This is a genomic window from Streptomyces sp. NPDC054834, assembly GCF_053611185.1.
Window position 1 is genome coordinate 1 of sequence record NZ_JBSGZV010000076.1, and the last position, 21,325, is coordinate 21,325.

21 protein-coding genes and 6 pseudogenes are annotated in these 21,325 nt (G+C 67.3%); 14 read left to right on the forward strand and 13 right to left on the reverse strand.

Going from position 1 to position 21,325, the window contains the following annotated elements:
- Positions 1 to 596: 596 nt before the first annotated feature.
- Positions 597 to 1,833, reverse strand: a pseudogene (locus tag ACWGJM_RS46380) (IS701 family transposase).
- Between the two features lie 166 nt (positions 1,834 to 1,999).
- Here ACWGJM_RS46380 and ACWGJM_RS46385 point away from each other — a divergent pair.
- Positions 2,000 to 2,404: a type II toxin-antitoxin system PemK/MazF family toxin gene (locus ACWGJM_RS46385; RefSeq protein ID WP_453417826.1), complete on the forward strand. Its 405-nt coding sequence runs from the start codon at positions 2,000 to 2,002 to the stop codon at positions 2,402 to 2,404.
- Positions 2,405 to 2,511: 107 nt separating this feature from the next.
- On the opposite strand, the gene ACWGJM_RS46390 is transcribed toward ACWGJM_RS46385, so the two are convergent.
- From ACWGJM_RS46390 to ACWGJM_RS46410, 5 genes and pseudogenes are all read right to left on the reverse strand, one after another.
- Positions 2,512 to 2,880: a hypothetical protein gene (locus ACWGJM_RS46390; protein WP_453417827.1), complete on the reverse strand. Its 369-nt coding sequence runs from the start codon at positions 2,878 to 2,880 to the stop codon at positions 2,512 to 2,514.
- Positions 2,877 to 3,233 (reverse strand): transposase domain-containing protein, encoded by a 357-nt coding sequence (locus tag ACWGJM_RS46395; protein WP_453417849.1) that lies wholly within the window; start codon positions 3,231 to 3,233, stop codon positions 2,877 to 2,879. Before ACWGJM_RS46395 ends, ACWGJM_RS46390 begins: the two co-directional genes overlap by 4 nt.
- A gap of 385 nt (positions 3,234 to 3,618) precedes the next feature.
- Positions 3,619 to 3,699 (reverse strand): annotated as a pseudogene (locus ACWGJM_RS46400) (hypothetical protein); the annotation flags it as partial.
- 177 nt (positions 3,700 to 3,876) lie between these two features.
- Entirely contained in the window at positions 3,877 to 4,902 is a 1,026-nt protein-coding gene (locus ACWGJM_RS46405) for a hypothetical protein (RefSeq protein WP_453417828.1), read from the reverse strand.
- Positions 4,903 to 5,223: 321 nt separating this feature from the next.
- Positions 5,224 to 5,385 (reverse strand): hypothetical protein, encoded by a 162-nt coding sequence (locus ACWGJM_RS46410; RefSeq protein ID WP_453417829.1) that lies wholly within the window; start codon positions 5,383 to 5,385, stop codon positions 5,224 to 5,226.
- A gap of 64 nt (positions 5,386 to 5,449) precedes the next feature.
- On the opposite strand from ACWGJM_RS46410, the pseudogene ACWGJM_RS46415 reads away from it, so the two are divergent.
- Positions 5,450 to 5,620, forward strand: a pseudogene (locus ACWGJM_RS46415) (HAD domain-containing protein); the annotation flags it as partial.
- Positions 5,621 to 6,377: 757 nt separating this feature from the next.
- Here the strand turns inward: ACWGJM_RS46415 and ACWGJM_RS46420 are convergent.
- Complete coding sequence (locus ACWGJM_RS46420) at positions 6,378 to 7,298, reverse strand: helix-turn-helix transcriptional regulator (protein ID WP_453417830.1); 921 nt, start codon at positions 7,296 to 7,298, stop codon at positions 6,378 to 6,380.
- A gap of 400 nt (positions 7,299 to 7,698) precedes the next feature.
- Here ACWGJM_RS46420 and ACWGJM_RS46425 point away from each other — a divergent pair, with 400 nt between their 5' ends.
- The 5 genes and pseudogenes from ACWGJM_RS46425 to ACWGJM_RS46445 form a co-directional block, all read left to right on the forward strand.
- Positions 7,699 to 8,718, forward strand: a complete 1,020-nt coding sequence (locus tag ACWGJM_RS46425; RefSeq protein ID WP_453417850.1) for a zinc-binding dehydrogenase — start codon at positions 7,699 to 7,701, stop codon at positions 8,716 to 8,718.
- Positions 8,719 to 8,749: 31 nt separating this feature from the next.
- The gene (locus ACWGJM_RS46430) at positions 8,750 to 9,598 is read left to right on the forward strand and encodes an aldo/keto reductase (RefSeq protein WP_453417831.1); all 849 of its coding nucleotides are present in this window, start codon (positions 8,750 to 8,752) and stop codon (positions 9,596 to 9,598) included.
- 162 nt (positions 9,599 to 9,760) lie between these two features.
- Complete coding sequence (locus ACWGJM_RS46435) at positions 9,761 to 10,186, forward strand: aldo/keto reductase (RefSeq protein ID WP_453417832.1); 426 nt, start codon at positions 9,761 to 9,763, stop codon at positions 10,184 to 10,186.
- Positions 10,111 to 10,755 carry an aldo/keto reductase gene (locus ACWGJM_RS46440; protein WP_453417833.1) on the forward strand — a complete coding sequence of 215 codons (645 nt, stop codon included), beginning with the start codon at positions 10,111 to 10,113 and terminating at the stop codon, positions 10,753 to 10,755. The genes ACWGJM_RS46435 and ACWGJM_RS46440 overlap by 76 nt, the downstream gene beginning before the upstream one ends.
- A 91-nt stretch (positions 10,756 to 10,846) precedes the next feature.
- Positions 10,847 to 10,987, forward strand: a pseudogene (locus ACWGJM_RS46445) (ATP-binding protein); the annotation flags it as partial.
- 177 nt (positions 10,988 to 11,164) lie between these two features.
- On the opposite strand, the gene ACWGJM_RS46450 reads toward ACWGJM_RS46445, so the two are convergent.
- Positions 11,165 to 12,001 carry an enoyl-CoA hydratase/isomerase family protein gene (locus tag ACWGJM_RS46450; RefSeq protein ID WP_453417834.1) on the reverse strand — a complete coding sequence of 279 codons (837 nt, stop codon included), beginning with the start codon at positions 11,999 to 12,001 and terminating at the stop codon, positions 11,165 to 11,167.
- A 424-nt stretch (positions 12,002 to 12,425) separates the two neighbouring features.
- Positions 12,426 to 12,800 carry a hypothetical protein gene (locus ACWGJM_RS46455; protein WP_453417835.1) on the reverse strand — a complete coding sequence of 125 codons (375 nt, stop codon included), beginning with the start codon at positions 12,798 to 12,800 and terminating at the stop codon, positions 12,426 to 12,428.
- A gap of 244 nt (positions 12,801 to 13,044) precedes the next feature.
- Between ACWGJM_RS46455 and ACWGJM_RS46460 the strand changes: the two genes are divergently transcribed.
- Positions 13,045 to 13,764, forward strand: a complete 720-nt coding sequence (locus tag ACWGJM_RS46460; protein ID WP_453417836.1) for a hypothetical protein — start codon at positions 13,045 to 13,047, stop codon at positions 13,762 to 13,764.
- A gap of 63 nt (positions 13,765 to 13,827) precedes the next feature.
- On the opposite strand, the gene ACWGJM_RS46465 is transcribed toward ACWGJM_RS46460, so the two are convergent.
- The 4 genes from ACWGJM_RS46465 to ACWGJM_RS46480 form a co-directional block, all read right to left on the reverse strand.
- A complete protein-coding gene (locus ACWGJM_RS46465; protein ID WP_453417837.1) occupies positions 13,828 to 14,886 on the reverse strand; it encodes a zinc-dependent alcohol dehydrogenase family protein in 1,059 nt (352 codons plus the stop codon).
- A gap of 236 nt (positions 14,887 to 15,122) precedes the next feature.
- On the reverse strand, positions 15,123 to 15,794 hold the full coding sequence (locus ACWGJM_RS46470) for an enoyl-CoA hydratase-related protein (RefSeq protein WP_453417838.1): 672 nt from the start codon (positions 15,792 to 15,794) through the stop codon (positions 15,123 to 15,125).
- Positions 15,795 to 15,931: 137 nt separating this feature from the next.
- Positions 15,932 to 16,180, reverse strand: coding sequence for a hypothetical protein (locus ACWGJM_RS46475; RefSeq protein WP_453417839.1), 249 nt, complete (start codon positions 16,178 to 16,180; stop codon positions 15,932 to 15,934).
- On the reverse strand, positions 16,161 to 16,496 hold the full coding sequence (locus tag ACWGJM_RS46480; protein ID WP_453417840.1) for a hypothetical protein: 336 nt from the start codon (positions 16,494 to 16,496) through the stop codon (positions 16,161 to 16,163). Before ACWGJM_RS46480 ends, ACWGJM_RS46475 begins: the two co-directional genes overlap by 20 nt.
- A 114-nt stretch (positions 16,497 to 16,610) precedes the next feature.
- Here ACWGJM_RS46480 and ACWGJM_RS46485 point away from each other — a divergent pair, with 114 nt between their 5' ends.
- The 6 genes and pseudogenes from ACWGJM_RS46485 to ACWGJM_RS46510 all read left to right on the forward strand — a co-directional run.
- Positions 16,611 to 16,844 carry a hypothetical protein gene (locus ACWGJM_RS46485; RefSeq protein WP_453417841.1) on the forward strand — a complete coding sequence of 78 codons (234 nt, stop codon included), beginning with the start codon at positions 16,611 to 16,613 and terminating at the stop codon, positions 16,842 to 16,844.
- Positions 16,845 to 17,410: 566 nt separating this feature from the next.
- Positions 17,411 to 18,097 carry a polyprenyl diphosphate synthase gene (gene uppS / locus ACWGJM_RS46490; protein WP_453417842.1) on the forward strand — a complete coding sequence of 229 codons (687 nt, stop codon included), beginning with the start codon at positions 17,411 to 17,413 and terminating at the stop codon, positions 18,095 to 18,097.
- Complete coding sequence (locus tag ACWGJM_RS46495) at positions 18,094 to 19,563, forward strand: oxygenase MpaB family protein (protein ID WP_453417843.1); 1,470 nt, start codon at positions 18,094 to 18,096, stop codon at positions 19,561 to 19,563. Before uppS ends, ACWGJM_RS46495 begins: the two co-directional genes overlap by 4 nt.
- 275 nt (positions 19,564 to 19,838) lie before the next feature.
- Entirely contained in the window at positions 19,839 to 20,249 is a 411-nt protein-coding gene (gene arr, locus ACWGJM_RS46500; protein WP_453417844.1) for an NAD(+)--rifampin ADP-ribosyltransferase, read from the forward strand.
- Positions 20,250 to 20,291: 42 nt separating this feature from the next.
- Positions 20,292 to 20,609 (forward strand): annotated as a pseudogene (locus ACWGJM_RS46505) (helix-turn-helix domain-containing protein); the annotation flags it as partial.
- A pseudogene (locus tag ACWGJM_RS46510) lies at positions 20,603 to 21,187 on the forward strand (IS701 family transposase); the annotation flags it as partial. The pseudogenes ACWGJM_RS46505 and ACWGJM_RS46510, both read left to right, overlap by 7 nt.
- Positions 21,188 to 21,325: the final 138 nt, after the last annotated feature.

The following is a 21,325-nucleotide window of genomic DNA, read 5'->3' on the forward strand; positions in this document are numbered from 1 at the left end:
CCGCTACGAACGAAAGGCTGAACACTTCCTGGCCTTCACCGCCATCGCATGCAGCCTCATCTGCTACCGCAGACTCGCCAAATGAGACGACGTCTAAGTGCACTTGAGCGGCGATCGGTTGGGGTGCACCACCTACGCGCCTAAACGATCACTGAGCAACTCCGCACCACGGGGCCGACGTATCGCCTTCGGCCTCGTGTATAGCCGCGCCTCGATGAACCGTCCCGCCCAGTGGCGAGTCAACCCCGACGGTCGCACACTGAAGCTAAAGCAAGGGGCGATAAGCACTGGGACTACTTCAGTGCATCTCGACCATGCATATCGGCAGGGGCTGATCCTCGATGACGAAACCTAGCGAGCAGCAACACCCAGCAGGAACCCACCATGAAGCGCCCTCATGGGAAGCCTTTTGCGAGGAAGAAGACACCGTCATCAGTGGCGAGTTTGTTCGCAAATCGGGCGCCAGCAGGGCTGCCAGGGAACACAACGCGCAGTTCACTCCACGACATCACGCCACGGCACAGCCACACTTCCCTGACCCTGACGAGCGGCCTCACCACCCTCACCACTAGTACTCCAGTCGTAGATCGTGATCTTCATGCTTGAGCGGCTTGTCGTCGGTAGTGGCTGGTCTGGGATCGGGCCTGGTGGCGGCGTCGCCAGACGGACCAGCCAAGCCGGTGGACAGGGTCAAAGACGCGTTGGATGACGAGCGTGATGAACAGTCGTTGGATCTCGTTGCAGGTGAGCGGTATCAGCTCGTCGGGTGAGGGATGACGGTCGTCTTCGTTCGCGCGGACGACGGCGAGGAAGGCGTGCGCAAGCATGGCCAGGGTGACCCAGCGGGACCAGGACGAGTAGCGCCGGACCTGGTGCTCGTCCAAGGCCGCCAAGCCCTTGCCGGACTGGAAAAACTCCTCGACCCGCCACCTTGATCCAGCGATGCGCACCAGGGTGGTCAGCGGCACTGCGGCCGGCGAGTAGCAGCGGTAGTACGCGAGTTCGCCGGTGCTGCGGTTGCGGCGGATCAGCAACTGCTGGCTCCCGGGCCGGGGGTCGGTGAGGTCGATGACAGCCCAGTCGTAGAAGCGGTGGCCCTTGGCTCCGACCCCTGCGGACAGCTTCTGCCAGGCCCTCTTGGGCACCTTCCTGGCCAGCGTGTCCGCGCGGAACTTCCCGGCGCCCGTGGTGACTTCGTGCGAGCAGGCCACCGCTAAGACGTAGCCGGTGCCGCGTTCCTCCAGCGCGGCGCGCAGCCTCGGGTTGCCGCCGTAGACCTCGTCTCCCGCGACCCATGCGGCCCGATGGCCGGCGTCCAGGAATCGGGTGACCATGCGGGCGGCCAGCTCTGGCTTGGTCGCGAACTCCGTCTTGTCACCGAGTCCGGCGGCCCGGCAGCGGTCGGGGTCGGAGGTCCAGGAACGCGGAACATAGAGTTCCCGGTCGATCGCCGCGTGCCCTCGCGGGGTCGAGTAGGCGAGGTAAACGGCTACCTGGCTGTTCTCGACGCGTCCGGCGGTGCCGGTGTACTGGCGCTGGACACCGACAGTGTCGGTGCCTTTCTTCACGTCGCCGACTCTCGTCGACCACCAGCACCGCCTCGTCGTCGTGCAGATACTCCACCACGTAGTCACCCACGTCGTCGCGGACCTGGTCGGCGTCCCACTTGGCCCGCCCGAGCAGGTGCTGCATGCCGTCCGGGGTCCTGTCCCCGGCCCACTCGGCGATGGTCCAGCAGTTCTTGCGCGGCAGGTCCGACAGCAGGCCGAGTACCAACTTCCGGGCTCGGCGCCGGGATTCGACCCGCGTGAACCGTCCCGCTATCCGGCTCATCAGGCCCTCGAACGCCTCCTGCCAGTGGGCAGGGTTTACGCTGTGACCTGCGGCCACCGCGTGATCTTCAGTCTTCACACACCGATGATCAACGGTGGCCGCCCCCGTCTCCACAGCGCGTCAGGCTCGCGCAGCGTCTGTCTGCCGTCCTGTGTTTGGAGGACTTGTGCAACGTGGCGAAGTCTGGTGGGTCCAGTTCGACGAGCGGAGGTTGGTCGTACTGCTGTCGGGAGACGACGCGTCCGGGATCCGGGTGATGCAGGTCGTCGCTCCGGCGGGCGTCGACATCAGCGGTCTGGGCATCGAAGTGATGGTGGGCGCCGGTGAAGGAGTGCCGTTCGAAGGCGTGCTGCGGCTCGCGTTCCCGCGTCCAGGCTTCACCCCTTGCACGTGGCTGACCACTGTGTCACGGGACGACCTGATAGAGCGGGCGGCCGTCCTGTCCTCGGCGAAGCTCAGCGAGATTGACGATGCCCTCCGACTCGCTGAACAAGCGCAGGAGCAGACCCCGGCGACGACCGCGAAGCTCAGCGAGATAAGGGACGCCCTCCGTCTCGGTGAACTCGAGTAGAGGGAGAAGGAGCCGACGGCGTGGGCGGTCTCGGCCAGATGGTCGACGCTGTCCGACTGTCGCCTCGGCGACCCTCACCATCGAGATCACGATCTACGGCTGGAGTATTAGGCGGTCGGTTCCGGTGGCTGCTGGGGTTCCTGTTGCCGAAGACGTTCACGCTCTGTTTCGGCATTCTCCCGAATCAGCGTCCGGTGTGTTTCCGCCTGAATTTCCTGCCGCTTTGTCTCCGCCTCGATCCGTGCCTTTTGTACCTGTGTCCGCTTCTCGATCTCAGCTTTGGCAACCACACTGGCAGCCGTGACGGTGGCTCCAAAAACCGTCACAATTGTCAGTGGTAAGTTACCGTCACCGCCCCCTTCCTGAACAAATTCGTAAACAAGGTCGTCCGCTTCTATCTCAAGCACCTCTTCGTCCTCTAGCGATTCGTCATAAACACCTGCATCAGCCACTGGCGGCGACTCTTCCTCAGTCATAGGCATACGATATCTCTTACAACAGTCGCAGTCTGGAAAACTCCATCAGGATGATGCTGTGGCCCGCGCCAGAAACAGCCCGGGGTGGCCTGGGTGCCCATCGGCTTTGCGGTCGTCGTGAACAGCACCCGCAGCGGCTCCGGTCCCAGCCGCTGGCGGGCTCGAAACAGCGACGACTTCGCCGGGACGTGCCAGTCGCCCAGCAGTCCCTGGCCTCGCAAGCCCTCGACCAGGTGCCGCATCACCTCGAGATACGGCGCCGGCGAGAACAGGGCCAGTGCGAGCACGAAGAGCACATCGGCTCGACCGGACGCATGTTTTCGTCCACGAAGAACGGCGTGCCCTCCGGCAATCTCGCTGGCCCGGACAGCAGCTGAGACACATCGAAGCCGAGCTTGCCCAGCGCCTTCTGGTGCCGGGCCAGCTGGCTGGACGAGGTGAAGAAGTAAGGCATCGCACTCCCGCGGCTGGTCGTAACGACCGCGGAACCTAACAGCCCATCGCCACCTCGCCGCTCACCCCGTCAACGAGCTGAGACAGGTAGAGACACTGGACCTAACCGGTGAGGTCGAGGACGGCCATGTCCGGTTCGATCATCTGCACGCGCGGCGTGATGCCTTCGAGTAGGCGGCGCAGCCGCTCGGGGAGTTCGGCGTCCGGTTCGGCCGGGAGGTTGGAGCGCAGGTGGAGGATGTGACGGCCCATGGTGATCACCCAGCGCTTCCTTGGCTTCGGTGGCACCTCTAGGCGCCGCTCGGACTCCACATCGAGGTCGATGTCCGGCAACGACGTACGCCGCTCGCTGAGGAAGCGTTCTTTACCGACCGGCGAGCTCACCGGGACGCGCTCAACCTGGGGCGATGCGTCGCGGTCGTGTCAGGGATGGCCTGCTTCCTTCTCGGATGTCGGGCCGCAGGTAGGCACCCTGAGCCTCGCGGCCACCCGGCGTCACGGCATGCCCGCACCGTGACGCCCCGGCTGCACACTGCGGACGGGCTACGTCATCAACTCGATGTGCGGATGCTCGGGCTCCGCCGGGCAGACGAACAGGTGCTGCCGGTAGCCGCTGCCTATCTGGACACCGGTCGCGTTGTAGCCGCGGTGGCCGGGGTACGGTCCAGCACCTGGGTGGGGGTGCGGAGACCAGCTGTTCCCGGCGTCGTCCCCTTCCTCGAACGTGGCGACGGTCATCAGGACCTCCATGCCGGTGCCGCACTCGGAGCAGGGCTGCGAGCTGGGGTCGGTGGAGTTCCAAGCGGGCCAGCCGCCGACCTTCCAGCCGGGTGCGTTGGACAGCACACAGTCGTAGTACGTGTCCGGGTCCATGTCTTCCTCTGCTGCCTGCGGCACACTCCATTGCTTGAGCTGCTCCCGCAGTTCTTCGCTCAGCTCCAGATGGTCGGGGTACTCGGTGATCTGCTCCGGTTCGAGCACGCACGGTTCCGGTAGATAGCCGTCGAACTGCACTGCGGGCGGCTCGGGGGGCGTGTCGAGAATGTTGGTGACGGCGGCTGCCGAACGCCAGAAGAGCAGGGTCCTGGGCATGATCGGATGATCGAAGGGGCACCACAGAACCTGCAGCAGGTCCTTGCCCTCCGGCGGGCTCAGATCGGGCACATCCCTTACGTACAGCTGCGCGACGGGCAGCATCGCTATGGGGCCGTCGTACGCCTGGACCGCCAGCCTCACCGGATACGTCCGAGGGGGCCGGATCCGCTCGAGAGTCTCCCGTTCCTGCGGAGTCAGGTCCCGGCCGTGCGAGGCGGCGAAGATCCGTCGTTCCAGCCGCAGATCCGCCGGGGACTGGGCTGGGTTGATGCCATCCACCACATGCGGTTCCTCACAGTGCGGCCACGGCTCCTCAGCGGGCCACAGCAGCGGCCCGCCGATCGAGCTGTCGTGCCACGTCGGCGCCCCAGGGCGGGGGTGCAGGCGGGTCGCCGTGCGGGCCAGCGGAGCCAGTTGGGGAAAGACCGCGGCAACGTCGATCGGCCGTGGCGGAGTGACAGGAGTGACATTCATGGCCGCAATCTTGCCAATCGCCTCTGACAACGGCCCTCGTGGCCGCCCCACGAAGAGTTCCGGCACGGGCGTCACCCGGGAAAGCGCTACCGCCGGTCCGTTGCCGGCAGATGGCCCGCGAGCAGGTCCACGATCGCCGCGTGGATGTCCGTCCACGCGCGCGGTTCGTCGCCACGTACCACCTGGACAGGGACGACCTTGACGCGTCCATTCCGTCCGGGCCGCCGGTCAGGAGATGGTCCATCACGATCTCCATCGGCAGGCCGTGGCCGAACCCCTTGAAGTTGAGCATCTCGGATAACCGTAGCGCTGAAGTGCTGGTCAGGGGCGGCGAAGCGGCAAGCCGGGCTGTTCGCGTGAGGCGGGGACTTCGGGGGCGTACGACACGAGGTCGGGCACCGGCCTGCCGGTGGGCTGGGTGACGACGATGTCCCGGCCGTCGTACAGGCGGGCGGCGAGCGCCTCGTACGGACCGTCCGGCACCGCCTGCCGGTATGGCACCGTGCCCGGCCGCCGGGTGAGTCCGGCGATCAGCCGAGCCGGGCCTTGGGCGGACGGACGCCCGTTCGCCTGGGTCGACGACGAGATCACCGACGCCGACCGAGACTGGGTATCCACCCACCACCCCGCCCAGGCGATCCTCCATCGCGTCGCGTCGTCCCGCGGCCTCACCGACCAGGACTTCGCAGTCCTCGATCAATGGCTCCAGCTGGCTTGAGGTTCTCCGCGATGATCCACAGGATTTGACAGTTACTCCTCCACCGTGCGTTTGTCGGCCTCTCGCTGATCCAGTCCCACTCGGCCGCGCGCTTCAGCTCGTGTTCGTCCATAACTTCCCCCTGATCAACCAGCCTCTGCAGAATGCCAGAAGAGCGGCTGCCCCGCGGCAAGAGGACAGGATCTGAGGCACCACCGGGAGTCGATCTCGATGCGGAGGCGTACGTACAGCGGCCCGGGGCGGTGGGAAGCAGTCAAACATCTGCCAAAAGGATGCAGGCTGTGGCATCCCATCGACCCCACTCACGCATTGCACGGGGTTGTCGAGCAACGCCTTCCTGGAGGTCGTCACGCGGCGGCCGAGACCGGCACCAACCACAACCGCACGCGCCGCGCGATTGCCCGCGGCCGCGCGGCCGCCCCGGTGTAGCCGACGACGTCGGCTACCACGGTTTCGGCATGCCGGATCTTCTTCCTTCTCTGCACCAAGTCAAGCCCCCAAGACGGCAAGCTACAGACGGGGGGTATGGCTTATCCAGTGACCGGTCGTTCCTGAGGTGACGCGTCACCCAACGTCGGCCCGAAGTGGGGGACAGACGCTGCTGGGGAGTCTTCGACCACCGCGGTATGCCGGGAGGGCCGCTGGGTGGTACAGCTAATCAGGGTCAGCCAGGCGAAGGTTGCCACCGCTTGGCGGACCTCTGACAGCAGGTGCTGATGGACAGGCGCCGCGGGGATGGCATGCCGGATCGGCTGGGCTACGGCTGCTGCGTGTGGCGTTGTCCGGTCTGCAGGCGTGTAGGTGAGGGGTGCTGGTCCTCGGTTGAGGAACGGTTGGTGGCTGTCCAACTGCGGAGCAGGTCGAGGGCGTCGGCCGAGGGAGTGCCCGGGTTGGCCAGGTAGGTGACGATGCGCACGTCGGGCGCCGAGCCCAGGGTGAGGGTTTCGTATGCGACGGTGAGTTCGCCAACGACGGGGTGGCGGATCGCTTTTGTTCCGGCTGTGTGGACGGTCACTGTGTGGCCCGCCCACCAGGTGCGGAATTCGGGGCTGTGGGTGGCGAGCTCTCCGATGAGAGCCATGAGGGCGGGGTCGGAGGGGTCGCGGCCGGCGATCAGGCGCAGTGCCGAGACGACGTGGCGGGCGTCGTGTTCCCAGTCGGCGTAGAAGTCGCGGGCGCGGTCATCGAGGAAGAGGTACCGCGTGTGGTTGAGTGGTTGGCCGCCTGCGGGGAAGAGGTGCGGGAACAGTGCTCGTCCCAGGGCGTTGGCCGCGAGCACGTCGCTGAGGGGTCCGAGCGCGATCGTGGGAACGTCGGACATGGTGTCGATCAGTTGCGTCGCCCGTTGGGGCAGCCGCACCGGGCGAGGTTTCGGACGACGGGTCGTGGTGCCATCGGAGGCGGCACGGGCCAGGTCGAACAGGTGCTGGGTCTCGGCGTCGTTCATGCGCAGGGCACGGGCCAGTGAGCGCAGCACACTCTCGGACACTCCGCGCAGGTTGCCGCGCTCCATACGCGTGTAGTACGCCGTGCTGACTCCCGCCAGCTGAGCGGCCTCCTCGCGGCGTAGACCGGGGACGCGACGCTCACCGCCGAAGACGGTGACGCCGGCTTCTTCGGGGGTGAGGCGGGCACGCATGTCGGTGAGAAATTGCTGCACGTCGCGGCCAAGGTCCATGCCGCAAACGTAACGCCCGCGCCCTGTGTACGGGGTCCTGGTGGGGGTCCCTGCCGGTATCCCCCAGGGCCGGTGGTGACGGCATCCGGGCGATGCAGGGTGGGGGATAACAGCAGTGACTCCCGCTTTGGACGCTCGCATGCCTACGGTCGAGACATGGCCCAGGGCAGCATCGGCCGACGTGGCCCGCGAGACCTCGGGCGAGGAGATCCCAACTGGGATCGCAGCCGTTTATGCCTGGTTGATCGAGTCGGCACCCGACGGTGCCTCGATTCCGGGCACCAGGTGCGGGAACTAGGTCACGGCGGGTAACGCCGCCGGCGGCGTCGGCTGACCGGTGCCATCCCAGCCACTGCCTGTCTGCGAGATTCAAGAGGAGATTTCTGTGCGTGCAGCCGTGATGTACGGCGCCGGTGACGTCCGGATCGAGGAGCGTCCCGACCCGAAGATCCAGCAGCCGACCGATGCCGTGGTCCGTGTCGTGCTGTCGTGTGTGTGCGGCAGTGACCTGTGGCCCTACAAGTCCATGCCCGCCGCCGACACCGGCCGCCCGATGGGACACGAGTTCCTCGGCGTGGTGGAGGAGACCGGCTCCGACGTGTCCGGGATCAAGGTCGGCGATCTGGTCGTCGCTCCGTTCACGTACTGTGACAACACCTGCGACTACTGTGCCCGCGGCCTGCACATCTCGTGTCGGCACGGCGGCCGGTACGGCTTCGACGGCGTGGACGGCGGCCAGGGTGAGGCGGTGCGTGTCCCTCAGGCCGACGGCACCCTGGTCAAGCTGCCTGTCGGCGCCGACTCCGCGCTGCTGCCCTCGCTGCTGGCCCTCTCGGACGTGATGGGTACCGGTCACCACGGTGCTGTCACCGCCGGTGTCGGCCGCGGCGACTCGGTCCTGGTGATCGGGGACGGCGCGGTCGGCCTGTGCGCGGTCATCGCGGCCAAGCGGCTGGGTGCCGAGCAGGTCATCCTGATGGGCCGGCACAAGGCTCGCACCGACCTGGGCAGGGAGTTCGGCGCCACGGACGTGGTCGCTGAGCGCGGCGAGGAGGGTGTCGCCCGCGTGCGCGAGCTGGCCGGTGGTGACGGCGTGAGCAAGGTGATCGAGGCCGTCGGCACCCGCCAGACGCTGGAGACCGCCCTCGCCGCCGTCGACGACGGCGGCACCATCAGCCGTCTCGGGGTTCCGCAGTACCAGGAAGCGCCTATCGGCCCATCCATGATCATGCGGAACATCACCCTCACCGGCGGTGCCAGCCCGGCCCGCGCCTACATCGAGGAACTGCTCCCTGAGGTCCTGAACGGAGCCATCGAACCGGGTCGCGTCTTTGACCAGCGATTCTCTCTCGACGAGGTCCCGGGCGCCTATCAGGCGATGGCCGACCGCCGCGTGCTCAAGGCTCTCATCACCCTCTGACCCCCCACTGACACGAGAAGGAAAAACTCTCATGCAGACCGTCACCCTGAACAACGGCGTGAAGATGCCGATCCTCGGCTTCGGCGTGTTCCAGGTTCCCCCGGAGGAGACGGAGCAGGCCGTCACCGGCGCTCTCACCGCCGGCTACCGGCTGCTCGACACCGCAGCGGCATACGGCAACGAAGAGGCCGTCGGCCGCGCCATCAAGAACAGCGGCATCCCGCGCGAGGAACTATTCATCACCACCAAGCTGTGGATCCAGGACGCCCCCGCTGAAGAGAACGCCAAGCGGGCGTTCGATGCCTCGCTGCGCAAGCTCGGCCTGGACTACGTCGACCTGTACCTGATGCACCAGCCCTACGGCGACGTCTACGGCCAGTGGCGCGCCATGGAGAGCCTCAACCGCGAGGGCCTCGCCAAGGCGATCGGCGTCTCCAACTTCTACCCCGACCGGCTTCTCGACCTCGTTCTGAACAACGAGATCACGCCTGCGGTCAACCAGATCGAGGTCCACCCCTTCTTCCAGCGGGCCGCCGACCAAGAACTGATGCGCGAGCACGGCATCCAGATCCAGTCCTGGGGCGGGTTCGCCGAAGGCAAGAACAACCTGTTCACGAACCCGCTGCTGAGCGAGATCGGCCAGGCTCACGGCAAGTCCGTGGCACAGGTCGTGCTCCGCTGGCTCACCCAGCGCGGCGTCGTCGCGATCCCCAAGTCCGTGCGTCCTGAGCGCATGGCGGAGAACATCGACGTCTTCGACTTCGAGCTAACCGACGAGCAGATGGCCTCCATCGCCACCCTGGACACCGGCGCGTCCCTGTTCTTCGACCACCGCGACCCGGAGCAGGTCAACTGGCTTGCCAAGCATCGCGTGGACTGAACCCCAGGCAGGGCCGAACCGCGTCGGGGTGCAGCCAGTCGCATGGCCCCAGCGCGTGTGGGGCTGGCAAAAGCCTCGTCTGCACTGGCCGTGAATGCGGCCCGCCGCCTGCACCCCGGTCCGCGCCGGAACCACAACCCGCACGTCATGAGGAGAAGAACATTGATCACCCGCACCCTCGGCAACAGCGGATTGGAAGTCTCCGCGCTCAGGCTGGGCTGCATGGGGCTCAGCCACGGCTACAGCCCGGCAGTCGATGACAAGGACGGCATCGCCCTCATCCGCTCCGCCGTGGACCAGGGCATCACCTTCTTCGACACCGCCCAGATCTACGGTCCGTTCACTAACGAGGAACTCGTCGGCAAGGCACTGGCCCCCGTACGCGACGAGGTCATCATCGCCACCAGGCCACCAGGTTCGGCTTCTCCTTCGACGGCTCCCAAGCCACCGGCCTGGACAGCCGTCCCGAGCACATCCGCGCGACCGTCGATGACTCCCTGCGCCGGCTGGGCGTGGACAGCATCGACCTGCTCTACCAGCACCGGGTCGACCCTGACGTACCGATCGAAGAGGTCGCCGGCACCGTGAAGGAACTCATCGGCACAGGCAAGGTCAAGTACTTCGGTCTGTCCGAGGCCGGGGTGGACACCATCCGCCGCGCCCACGCCGTGCAGCCGGTCACGGCGCTCCAGAGCGAGTACTCCCTGTGGTGGCGCGAGCCCGAAGAGAAGATCCTGCCCACCCTGCTCGAATTGGGTATTGGCTTCGTTCCCTTCAGCCCACTCGGCAAGGGCTTCTTGACCGGTGCCATCACCAGCTCCACGTCCTTCAGCGACAGCGACCTGCGGGGCAGCCTGCCGCGGTTCACCGAGCAGGCCCGCACAGCCAACCAGGCCCTGGTCGACCTGCTGTCAGCCATCGCCGCACGTAAGGGGACCACCACCGCGCAGATCGCGCTGGCCTGGCTGCTGGCCCAGCACCCCCAGATCGTCCCGATTCCCGGCACAACGAAGATCCACCGTCTACAGGAGAACGCCGGTGCGGTCGACATCGCGCTCACCGGGCAGGACCTTCAGGAGATCACCGCGGCGGCCGACCGGATCAACGTCAGCGGGGATCGCTATCCCGAGCACATGCAGCGGATGATTGACCGCTGAACCCTTCCGCTGCGCGGCTGACAACAGCGACGGCGGGCGCGCCGCGATGCGGATGTGGCGACGTGGCCTCCGTCAGCTCCCGGGCAGGGTCGACGAAGGCGGGCGCGGCTTGTTCATCATCGCCCAGCTCGCACGGAACTGGGGCGTCCGTTACTCCCTCGACGGCAAGACCGTCTGGGCCGAGCAGACTCTCCCACCCGCAACCTCGCCCCGTCCCCCACAGCGGTCATAGCGACGGCAAGGTCGCCCGAATCGTCGCCAGCCGACCGTGCCGGCAAGCGCGCGTCGGTGCAGCTGCAGCTGCTCGGCAGGATTTCGCCGAAGACGCCGCGAAGCACAGCATTGACACCGCTCCCCCCTTGGCCAGGGCAACCGTCCGGATCCGGCAACCCTGCAGCAGCTGGCACTGTCAGCCGGGGAACTCCGCCACGGCCTTGCCGAGGTCACGTTCGAGGTCACCAGGCGTCTGAAGGCCCCGGTTCGCGAGGTAGTCCAGGCGCTCACGGGATTCGGGCAGTGCAACCAGGCTGAGGAACGTGGCCGAGTCGGAGCGGACGTTCGACGGGTGTGGCAGCGTGAGGTCATTGATCGAGCGCTTGGCGGCCTTGACCCCTTCGGGTGGAAAGCCTGCAATGCGCCTGGCCAGGCGCTCGACCAAGCCGTCCAGCTCGGCGTCGGGCAGGGCGCGGTTGATCCAGCCGTAGCGCTCCGCGAGATCGGCGTCGAAGTCGTCGGCGCCGGTGATGACCTCGATGGCACGTGTCCTGCCCAGGCGCCGGGTCAGGTGCTGGATTCCGCCGGCGCCGGGCAGGGCGCCTGTGCCGGACTCGAACTGCCCGAATACCGCGTTCTCACGCGCGGCGAAGATCATGTCGCAGGCCAGGGCAAGTTCGTTGCCACCGCCACGGGCCCTGCCGCGCACCTTGGCGATGGTGATCACCGGCACCTGTGCCAGCTTGTACAGGAACATGCCGAGCGAGGCGTCACCGGGACCGCCGGCCTTCGCCGCCTCTGCGGTGTACTGCGGGATCGCCGTGACGTCCACGTGCGCCGAGAAGAATTCTGGTGAGGCGCTGTCGATGACGACGACCCGCACGTCACCCGGGTCGGTGTACAGCGTGTCGACGAGCGAGACCAGGTCACGGACGAGGTCGACACCGATGAGGTTGAGGGGGCCGGCATCGAGGGTGGCGAACAGGACACCGGCCTCCTCTCGGGTCTGAATCGACGAGTAGGCGAATGTCATGATCATTTCCTGTGGTGAGGGGGTACGGAGGGGAGCCGGGAAGTGGCCGAGGTGCTACTGGAACCACTCAAGTGCTGTGTCGGACGCGTTTCGAACTGCGCCCGGTACGGCTCGAAGCACGCGCCTTACAGCAGGACACCTTTGGGCTGCAGCGGCCGCTCGGTACTCAGTGGCAGCGGCACGCCGGTCATGCCGTCATGCTCAGCGACAAGCAACATCAGCGGGGTCGGGCCGACCTGTCCGATCCGCTGTCGGGAGGGTCGCCATGTTCTCCAGCTTCCAGTGGAAGCCGGTCAACGCCGAAGCTGCAATCCGGGCCTTCTTTGTGCAGCAGGGCCTGGTGGGCTCTGCTGCGGCCGACGCCGTCCAGTGCCTGGGTGGTTTCCGTGGCAGTCTGCGGGTCGATGCGGCTGCCGCCTACTGCTCAGCACCAGCGTGCCGAGGCCGTCGTCGACGAGTCGGCACAGGTGGGCATGATTCTTTCTCGGATCGTGCCGTGCACGCCGATGGGGTGCGTGCGCCCGTCAGGCGAGGTGCTCACGGAACCAGGCGCGGGCGCGCCGCTCGCCTGGTCGAACTGGCCGGTGTACGGGTCAAAGTGGCCGCCCGGGATCGGCTGCAGCCGCTTGGGTTCAAGGGCACGTTCGTAGGCGGCGAGCGCCAGGTCGGTCACGGTGACCGCGTCGCCCAGGGCGACTACCACGAGCAGCGGGGTGGGGGATACCCGTGTGATCCAGGTTCCGGGCTCGTACATGCGCGCCGCGCGCGTTGAACGCACCGTGACCTTGTTTTCCCACACGCCGTCGGGCGTGGGCTGCAGGTAGAAGTCGATGGCCTCCTGCGATCACGGGCGGTTGTCCGAACTCAAGCTCTCGTCTGCCGCTCCCGTGATCACGAGCTCCCGGTTTCCCCTGGCGTGGGGCGCCTGTGCGTAGATTTGGGCGGGAGAGCGTTCTCGCTTCCGGGTCCGTCGACGAACCGTCTGTACCGACCGCATCATCCTCAGCCTTGAGTCCGCAGGCGCCGCACCTCAGGAGACCTGCATGAACGAACTACTTACCGCGGCGATCGAAGCCCACGGCGGCAACGCACGCTGGCGCGAGCTGACTCAGGCGCGAGCCACCCTTGTCAGCGGCGGTCATCTTTTCGCCGTGAAAGGTTTGCCGCAGGATCCCGCGCCGCGGGAGATGACCGTTCTCCTCCACGAGGAGCACGCCTCGGTCAGACCCTTCAGTGCCCCTGACCAGAAGACCGACTTCACGCCCGGATGTGTGAGCATCGACAAGCTCGACGGGCGAGTGGTGGCCGAACGCAAGGATCCACGGTCGTCCTTCAGTGGCCACACTTTGGAGACCCCCTGGGACGCGCTGGACCGGGCCTACTTCAACGGCTACGCCCTGTGGACCTACCTCACCACACCGTTCCTGCTGGCCATGCCCGGCTTCACGGTCACCGATATCGAGCCGTGGCGGGAAGGAGACGAACTGTGGCGAGGACTTCGCGCCACGTTCCCACCCGAGATCGCCAGCCACAGCACCCACCAGGACTTCTACTTCGGCCCCGACCGGCTGCTGCGCCGACACGACTATCACGTCGATGTGGCAGGCGGGTTCGCCGCCGCGCAGTACGTCCACGACTGCGTGGAAGCGGACGGCATCGTGCTGCCCACCAAGCGCCGGGCCTACCGCCGCGATGCCGATGGCCACCCCACCCTCGATGAGGTCATGGTCTCGATCGACCTCAGCGACATCCACTTCAGCTGACAGCAGCCGAACGCCTGGCCGATGGGCTCGATGACGGCGATGAGTTCGTTCAAGTACCGTGCCCTACTCGTCGTCTTTGTCCCGGCCCTCTTCGAAGACGAGGAGGGGTTTGGCGCCATGAGCGGGTGTTTCGGCGAACGAGATGGCTTCGGTGAAGCGTTCGAGCGGGAAGGGCCGGCCTTGGGGGATGCTCAGCACTTCGTCCGCGACGAGGCCGCGAACCTCGGACAGCGCACGCAGCGCGTCCGTGGGTGAGGCAGTGCCGAACCAGCGGTTCAGCCAGAAGCCACGGACCCCTTTGGTCTCGTAGATGACCGAGCGCGCCTGCAACGGGATCGTCAGGGCCGCCGGGTCAGTCTGCCGATGGGTGGAGAGCGCGCCGTAGACCACGAGCTCTCCTCCCGGAGCCAATGCCTGGGACACCTGGGCACCTACGTGGCCGGCGACGCAGTCGATGGCCTTGCGCACGCCGGCCGGTCCTGCAACCTCAGTCACACGCTGCAACAGGTCCTCGCCCTCAGTACAAATGACCTCGTCGCCTCCCAGCGCCTTGATCTCCTCAACGGCATCGCGCCGCCGCACCACATTGATCGTGCGCAGACCCAGGTGCCTGGCCAGCTGAATGACGAGCTGGCCGACGGTGGAGCCCGCCGCGGTTTGCAACAACCATTCTCCCGGCTGGACGTCGAGCTCACGAGTCACCAGGAGCAGCGCGGTCAACGGGTTGACAGCGAGTTGACAGGCGGTGGAGTCGCTCAGCCGATCGGGGACCGGCAGAAGCCTGTGTGTATCGGCAACAAGGTATTCCTGCCAGGTGCCGGCCACACGCGGCCCGGGTACGGCCGGGATGGCAACGGCCACCACACGCTCGCCGATCTTCAGTCCCTCGGTATCGGGACCCAGGGCCTCAATACGGCCCGCGCATTCCATGTGCCCGCCGACAGTGGGAAACTCGGGGGAGAAACCGTAGCGACCACGCAGCACGTGCAGATCGCTGGCGTGAATCGGCGTCGCCTTCACACGGATCAACGCCTGGCCGGCTTCCGGCGTGGGAACAGGCCGGGATTCCAGGCGCAGGACATCGTTCGGCTCGCCGACCTCTCCGGCTACGAGCGCGCGCATGGATTGAGGCATGAGTGACCTTTCGTCTCTCAGCACCCGACGAAGTCGGCGAACGTTCTTGGCAGGAACGACGCACCCTCCGGCGGGTCTCGGCGCCTTATGTGCAAAGCGCCTCGCTTGGTCGATCGCCAGGCGTCACCCCTGTCCTCCCAGCTTGAGCTCCTTCGCGAGCACTGTCATGTCGTAAGAAGTCTTGCTCCCCGACGCGAGGCCGGCGACCGGTTCCCGGCCCGGCGTCAGCCCCGCGGCTTGGTCGTGTCGCGGAGGAGGGTGAGGACAGGGGAGTTCATGCGCGTCTTGATGGTTCCGAGGCTGTTGCCGGCCTTGTTCGCGTCAGACTGGGCGAGTTCGAGGGCGGCCGTGCGCAGGGCGCCCTCGTCCACGGCCTGATCGACGATTCCGGCGGCGGCGGCTTCCTTGCCGCCGAAACGACGGGCGGAGACCATGGCGTGCTGGGCTGTCTGCGGGGTCAGCCGGGACTGGATGAGGGCGGACAGGCCCGGAGTGAAGGGGATGTTGATCTCTGCCTCGGGCAGGCACCAGAAGCCCCGGTCGGCTCGCATGAGACGGAAGTCGTGGGCCAGAGAGAACATCGCTGCGGCGGCGAACGTGTGTCCCTGCAGGGCGGCTACGGTGATCAGCGGAAGGGACAGGAGCCTCGCGAACAGACCGTGGACGGAGTTGACGTAGTCCAGGTGCTCGTCGCTGTGCGCAGCGAGCCATTCGAGATCGAGACCGTTGGAGTAGAACTTCCCGGTCGCAGCGGTCATCAGGGCGCGGGGGGCTTCTGACTTCTCCACCTCGTCCAGGGCTGCGTTGACCGAGGCGATCCAGTCGGGGTGGAAGCGGTTCTCCCCGTCGCCGAGGTCGAGAAGGAAGACGGCGTCGTGGCGGTCGAGCGTGGGCATGAGGGCTCCTTGGAGACGTTTCGGTGGGGCAGGGAGGTCTCTCCGCCGCCACAGCGGAAGTCAGCTGGGAAGTGTTCGCCGGGCGCGGTGGAGCAGGGTGGCTGCTGCCAGGAGACCCAGAGTCGCGGTCGCACCGGTCAGGAGGATGCCCCGGTCAGGATCGGCCCTTCGGGAAGCGCGGAGGCGTGGATCCAGCGGATGGCGAAATTGGTGCTTGCCGCTATGGGGAAGCTGAAGATCCACAGGCCCGGATGGAACGAAAGGACTTCGTGACGCTGGCAGGCTTCAGTCGTAGCCGTACTTAGAGCGATCAGCAGGGACTCCTGAAGGCTGATCACCACCGGCAGGCCCTTGGCTCTGGTAGCTTCAGTAGCCAGGCGCAACACGCTGGAACTGTCCGTAGAACCGCAGCGCTCCGCGGTGCCGTACGTTGCGGGCGCCGACCGCGGCCAGGGCGCCCCGGAGCCAGACGGCCGGGTCGCAGCCGGCCTTCGGCACCGGTGCTCCGAGCGCGATGAGCTGTGCTTCGGCGTACTGGTGACCCTGCTCCCGGCGGCGGATCTTCTGCGCCGCGCGCTCGGAAGCGCGCAGGTTCGCGGATTCTTGTATGCGGTCGCGCTCCAACTCGCGCGTCGACTGCCGCTTGACGGGGGTCTGCGCGCGGGTTCGCCGCGCAGGCAGTCGGGCAGTCTGTGCCTTCATCTGAGCACCGCCGACCGGATGGTGACGGACGCGCTACCTGTGGGATCTGGCTTGGCCGATGCATTCGGGGAGTTCCAATACCCGACTCCACCATTAGGCCGCTCCAAGGCCGACATGCTCGAAGTCTTGGACCAGGAGAAGGGCCTGGCCCTGGCCGAGACGCTCACCGAGGCTGGCGAGCGCATCGCCGCCGGCGAGACGGTCAGCGGCCCGGCCGCCGACCGCTACCGCGCCACGGCCGCCGAGTTCTCCGACCGCTACGCCGGGACCTACCTCGGCAAACGCGAGCTGCGCGCGCTGGTCGCCAACTCTCGCCTCCCGGCTTACGAGGACCCGAAGCCTTCCTGACCTGCAACCACGACGCGTTCACCGCGCTGTGCACCCCGGCCCACGATCGGGCGCGCGACGGCGGCAGGAGCATCCCGGACCACTCCCGCTGCCATCCCACATGCGCGAACATCAGCCGCACCGACAACCAGATCGCGGTACGCCGAGGGCGCTTCGGCTCACGCCCAGTCCACGGGGCGAGGGTGGCTCGCCGGGGTGGCGGAGGCGGATGAGGTTGTCGATCGGGGTGACCGGAGAAAGCTACCGATGCCGAAACGAGGGAATCGGGCATATGAGCCAAGGGTGGCTGCCACCCGTTTGGCCCGTCAGGCCCCTTTCATGCCGTCAGACTCCTGGGAGGGAACGCTCCGGTGGGGCGTGGGTATGGGCGATACGGGGTGGGCGTGACCGAGCGCGGTAGGGCCGACCGTGCTGCTCGAGGCGAGACGGGGCTGCGTGTGACGGACCACAACGTCCAGCGTCCACGCGCGGCAACGGAGGGCCGGCCGGGCGGGCGACAGTACGGCGACGAGCAACGGCAGGACGACGGGCCGGCGCGTGCGGTGCCGCGGCATGTAGCCTGCGTAATGGACGGCAACGGCCGCTGGGCGCAGCGGCGTTCGCTCCCCCGCACGGCGGGCCATCGGGCCGCGGAGACCACCGTCATCGACATCGTCGAGGCGGCCCGGGCCGCTGGCGTCGAGTGGCTCAGCCTGTATGCCTTCTCCACCGAGAACTGGAACCGTCCCGGCACCGAGGTCGACTACCTGATGCGCCTGGTCCGCCGGGTCGTGCGCAAGCACGCGCCGCTGCTGCTCGCCCGCGGCGTCCGCTGCCGCTTCCTCGGGGCCGCAGACCCGCGCATCCCCCGGGAACTGGCTCAGGACTTCGACGATCTGGCGGCGCTGACCGCCGACAACCGGGGGATGACGCTGACCGTCGCCTTCGACCACGGCGGGCGCCGAGACATCGTCGAGGCCACCAGGTCGCTGATCCGCAGCGGGATGCCCGCCGACGAGGTGACCGAGCGGCTCTTCGCGGACCACCTGCCGTTCCCCGACACTCCCGACGTTGACCTCGTCATCCGCACCTCCGGCGAGCAGCGCATCTCCAACTTCATGCTCTGGCAGGTCGCCTACGCCGAGTGGGTCTTCCCCGAGGTGCTCTGGCCGGACTTCCGGGCCCCCGACTTCCTCGCCTGCCTGCACACCTACCGGCGCCGCGACCGCCGCTTCGGCGGCGTGCCGCCCCGGACGAACGGAGACCCATCATGACCACAGGAACCCCGGGAACGGCCGACGAGACGCCCCTGTTCGCCCCGGGATCGCAGTTCAGCGCCTTCTTCGACGATCCGCGCTGGGCGCTGGCCATTATCCGCGCCACCGTGCTGGAGGCTGCTCACCCGCAGATCGGCGCCGCCCTCGTCGACAACTCCACCTTCGTCACCCACCCCTGGCGCCGACTGCGCAACACCTTCCTCAGTATGCGGCGCATGTTCGGTGCCGACCCGGTGGCACGCGAACGGGAGGCCGCGCGACTCAACCGGCTGCACGCCCGCATGAGCGGCTCCGACTCCCGCGGTCGCGCCTACGACGCGATGGACCGGGCAACCCGGGCCTGGGTGGTCGCCACCCTCTTCGAGAGCGCCGTCACCATGTGTCGGCTGAGCGGCCAGCCGCTCGACCAGGACACGATGGAGCGGATGTACGCCGAGTACCGCACATTCCTCGCCGCGCTCGACGGCGACGCTGGGGAACTTCCCGAGGACCTGAACGACTTCTGGCGCTACTTCGACCGGGTCGTCGAGAACGAGCTGGAGAACACCGAGGCGGCCCGCGTCATCCTCTACCGGCTCTTCGACCACCTGCCCGCCCCGGCGCTGCTCGAGGGCGCGCCGACGCTGTGGGCGGCCGGCCGGGCTGTCGCCGGTCCCCTCCTCGGCGCTATCACCGTCGCCTCGCTCCCCGAGCCGTACCGGCGCCGGGCCGGCATGCCCGAGATGCCCGGCGCTCCCACCCTCTTGCAGGGCGCCTACCTCGCCGCCGGACTCGCCCGCTTCCTGCCCGAGGGCTGGATCAACGCCGAAAGCGTCATCGAAGTCCTCTCCCTTTCACCTGGCAGCGACGACCCCCACGCCCGGACCGTGACCGCCCTCCTCGCCCGCATGAAGCGGGCATCGGCCCTGCTCCGCCTCCTTACACCACTGAGCGGCGACGCCGACCCCACTCCGGACCCGGCACCTTCGGCGGGCACAGGGGAAAGCCGACGCTCGGCGGAGGAGTTCTTCCGTCAGGTGCTGGACCAGACCGGCGATGGCCACCTCGACTGGCCAGACCTCGCCGCCATGGCACGCGAACTCTCCACACGCCTCGACCTGGACGAACCCGAGGAGACCCGGCTCTACGACGCCTTCGCCGCTTGGTGGCGTGAGCTCCAGGCCGCCCTCGACAGCGACGGCGACGGCCGCGTCAGCGCCGACGAGTACGCCACCGCCATCCCCACCCTCGCCGGACCCGCGCTCATCCGTGTCGCGGAGGTCCTCTTCGACGCCACCGACAAGGACGGCAGCGGAACCATCGACGCCGACGAGTACCGAACCCTCTTCCGCACCGCCTTCCACCGCGACCTCACCGCCACCAACGGCAGCTATGGCCAAAGCGCATTCGTGGGCGACTTCCTCTCCTTCATGTCAGGCCAGCGCACGAACACCCCGTACGACCCCCTCCTCGCCGACGCCTAACGAACTCGTGCATGTTGGCGGCCACGGCTGCACGCTTCTGTACCCCGGTCCCTACTTGCCGGCTCAGTGCCCGCGAAACTTCCCCGAGCGGCAGGGCCTCCTGGACGCGCGCTTCTCATCCACGCACCCGTCGCTCTGGTAGCGTCGCCAGCTAAGGGTTGTCCCGTAACTACTGGTCAGGGCCAGATGATTTTGCTAAGGTTGGTGTGATCGCGGCGTCCGAGCCGTCCTTGATGGCTCGCCGTCGCGACAGCTTGGGTTGATACCCTGTGGCGATGGACGAGGCGTTGGACGAGGGGCCGTTCTTTCACGGCACAAAGGCCGACCTGCGGGTCGGAGATCACCTCACCGCCGGTTTCCGTTCCAACTACCGGCCCGAAATCGTGATGAACCACATCTACTTCACCGCGTTGCGTGACGGCGCGGGACTCGCCGCCGAACTCGCCGCCGGCGACGGGGCCCCGCGAGTGTATGTCGTCGAACCGACTGGGGAGTTCGAGAACGATCCAAACGTCACCGACAAGAAGTTCCCTGGCAATCCCACCCGCTCCTATCGCAGCAGGGAACCGCTCCGAATCGTTGGAGAGGTCACCGACTGGACGCGACAGACACCCGAAGCTCTCCAGATGTGGCGAGACCGGCTGGCCGCAATCCGCCTGGATGACCGCGCCGAAATCATCAACTAAGCGTTGTGCCTAACTGCTGGTCACAGGTGAGATGATCTTGTCGTGGCTGGTGTGATTACTGCGTCGGAGCTGTCTTGGATAGCCCCGTTCACTGGGCTGAGCTCGCGGCAGTTCGGCAAGCTGATCACCGCGTTGCGGCGCGAGGGTGCGGATCCGGTGCGCGAGGGCCGGCCGTGGCGCCTGCCGCTGGAGGACCGGGTGCCGCTGGTCGCCGCGTACTGGCGTACGAACCTGACACTGTGCCAACTGGCGCCGTTGTTTGGGGTGTCGAAGTCCGCGGCGGACCGGATCGTCGACCACCTTGGCCCGGCGTTGGCCCTGCAGCCTCGCAAACGGTTCCGCAAGGACACCGTGCTGATGGGATTTCTTCCCGCCACACCGCCCAGCCCGCCGACGCCCGGCTGGTCCAGCCCGTCTACGCGGGCACCGGCCGGCTGCCGAAAATGCAGTACCCCGAGCCTGCGCAGACCATGAAAGACCTGGTCACCGCGGCCGGGAGGACGGCGGCGAGACCGGTGTCCTGGCGGGAAGGCTCCCGGCCGGGCAAGGGGGTCAGTGGCTTCAAGCGCATGTACTCGCGGTTCGTCGCCCTGCGGATCCGCCCTGCGGGCCGCGGCATCCACCGGGCCACCGACGAAGTGGAGTTGCCCGAACGCTGGCTGCTGGCCGAATGGCCCGCTACCGAGCCCGAGCCGGTGCAGTTCTGGCTCTCGAACCTGCCCTCCGGGATTCCGCTGGCCACGCTGGTGCGGCTGGCCAAGCTCCGCTGGCGCATCGAGCACGACTACCGCGAGATGAAACAGGCCCTGGGACTGGCCCACTTCGAAGGCCGCACCTTCAACGGATGGCACCACCACGTCACCCTCGTCTCCGCCGCCCACGCCTTCTGCACCCTGCAACGACTGGCACAAGACCCAAAAGACGCGGCGCAGGCCTGAGCCTCTACCAAGTGGTCCGCGAACTGCAGACCCTCCTCGCCGCCTGGACCGGCGCCTGCCCCACCTGCCACCGCGACATACCCACACCACTACGAACCTGACCAAGCCCTACTAGTTGCGCAGCACGGTCAGGGCGTC

Coding starts and splice junctions, on each gene's coding strand:
- ACWGJM_RS46405 (WP_453417828.1), bottom strand. CDS start 4,902: ATGAATGTCACTCCTGTCACTCCGCCACGGCCGATCGACGTTGCCGCG.
- ACWGJM_RS46470 (WP_453417838.1), bottom strand. CDS start 15,794: ATGCCCACGCTCGACCGCCACGACGCCGTCTTCCTTCTCGACCTCGGC.
- ACWGJM_RS46425 (WP_453417850.1), top strand. CDS start 7,699: ATGTACGGCGCCGGTGACGTCCGGATCGAGGAGCGTCCCGACCCGAAG.
- ACWGJM_RS46390 (WP_453417827.1), bottom strand. CDS start 2,880: ATGACTGAGGAAGAGTCGCCGCCAGTGGCTGATGCAGGTGTTTATGAC.
- arr (WP_453417844.1), top strand. CDS start 19,839: ATGGACGAGGCGTTGGACGAGGGGCCGTTCTTTCACGGCACAAAGGCC.
- ACWGJM_RS46465 (WP_453417837.1), bottom strand. CDS start 14,886: ATGCGCGCGCTCGTAGCCGGAGAGGTCGGCGAGCCGAACGATGTCCTG.
- uppS (WP_453417842.1), top strand. CDS start 17,411: ATGGACGGCAACGGCCGCTGGGCGCAGCGGCGTTCGCTCCCCCGCACG.
- ACWGJM_RS46460 (WP_453417836.1), top strand. CDS start 13,045: ATGAACGAACTACTTACCGCGGCGATCGAAGCCCACGGCGGCAACGCA.
- ACWGJM_RS46450 (WP_453417834.1), bottom strand. CDS start 12,001: ATGACATTCGCCTACTCGTCGATTCAGACCCGAGAGGAGGCCGGTGTC.
- ACWGJM_RS46430 (WP_453417831.1), top strand. CDS start 8,750: ATGCAGACCGTCACCCTGAACAACGGCGTGAAGATGCCGATCCTCGGC.
- ACWGJM_RS46480 (WP_453417840.1), bottom strand. CDS start 16,496: ATGAAGGCACAGACTGCCCGACTGCCTGCGCGGCGAACCCGCGCGCAG.
- ACWGJM_RS46420 (WP_453417830.1), bottom strand. CDS start 7,298: ATGGACCTTGGCCGCGACGTGCAGCAATTTCTCACCGACATGCGTGCC.
- ACWGJM_RS46495 (WP_453417843.1), top strand. CDS start 18,094: ATGACCACAGGAACCCCGGGAACGGCCGACGAGACGCCCCTGTTCGCC.
- ACWGJM_RS46485 (WP_453417841.1), top strand. CDS start 16,611: ATGCTCGAAGTCTTGGACCAGGAGAAGGGCCTGGCCCTGGCCGAGACG.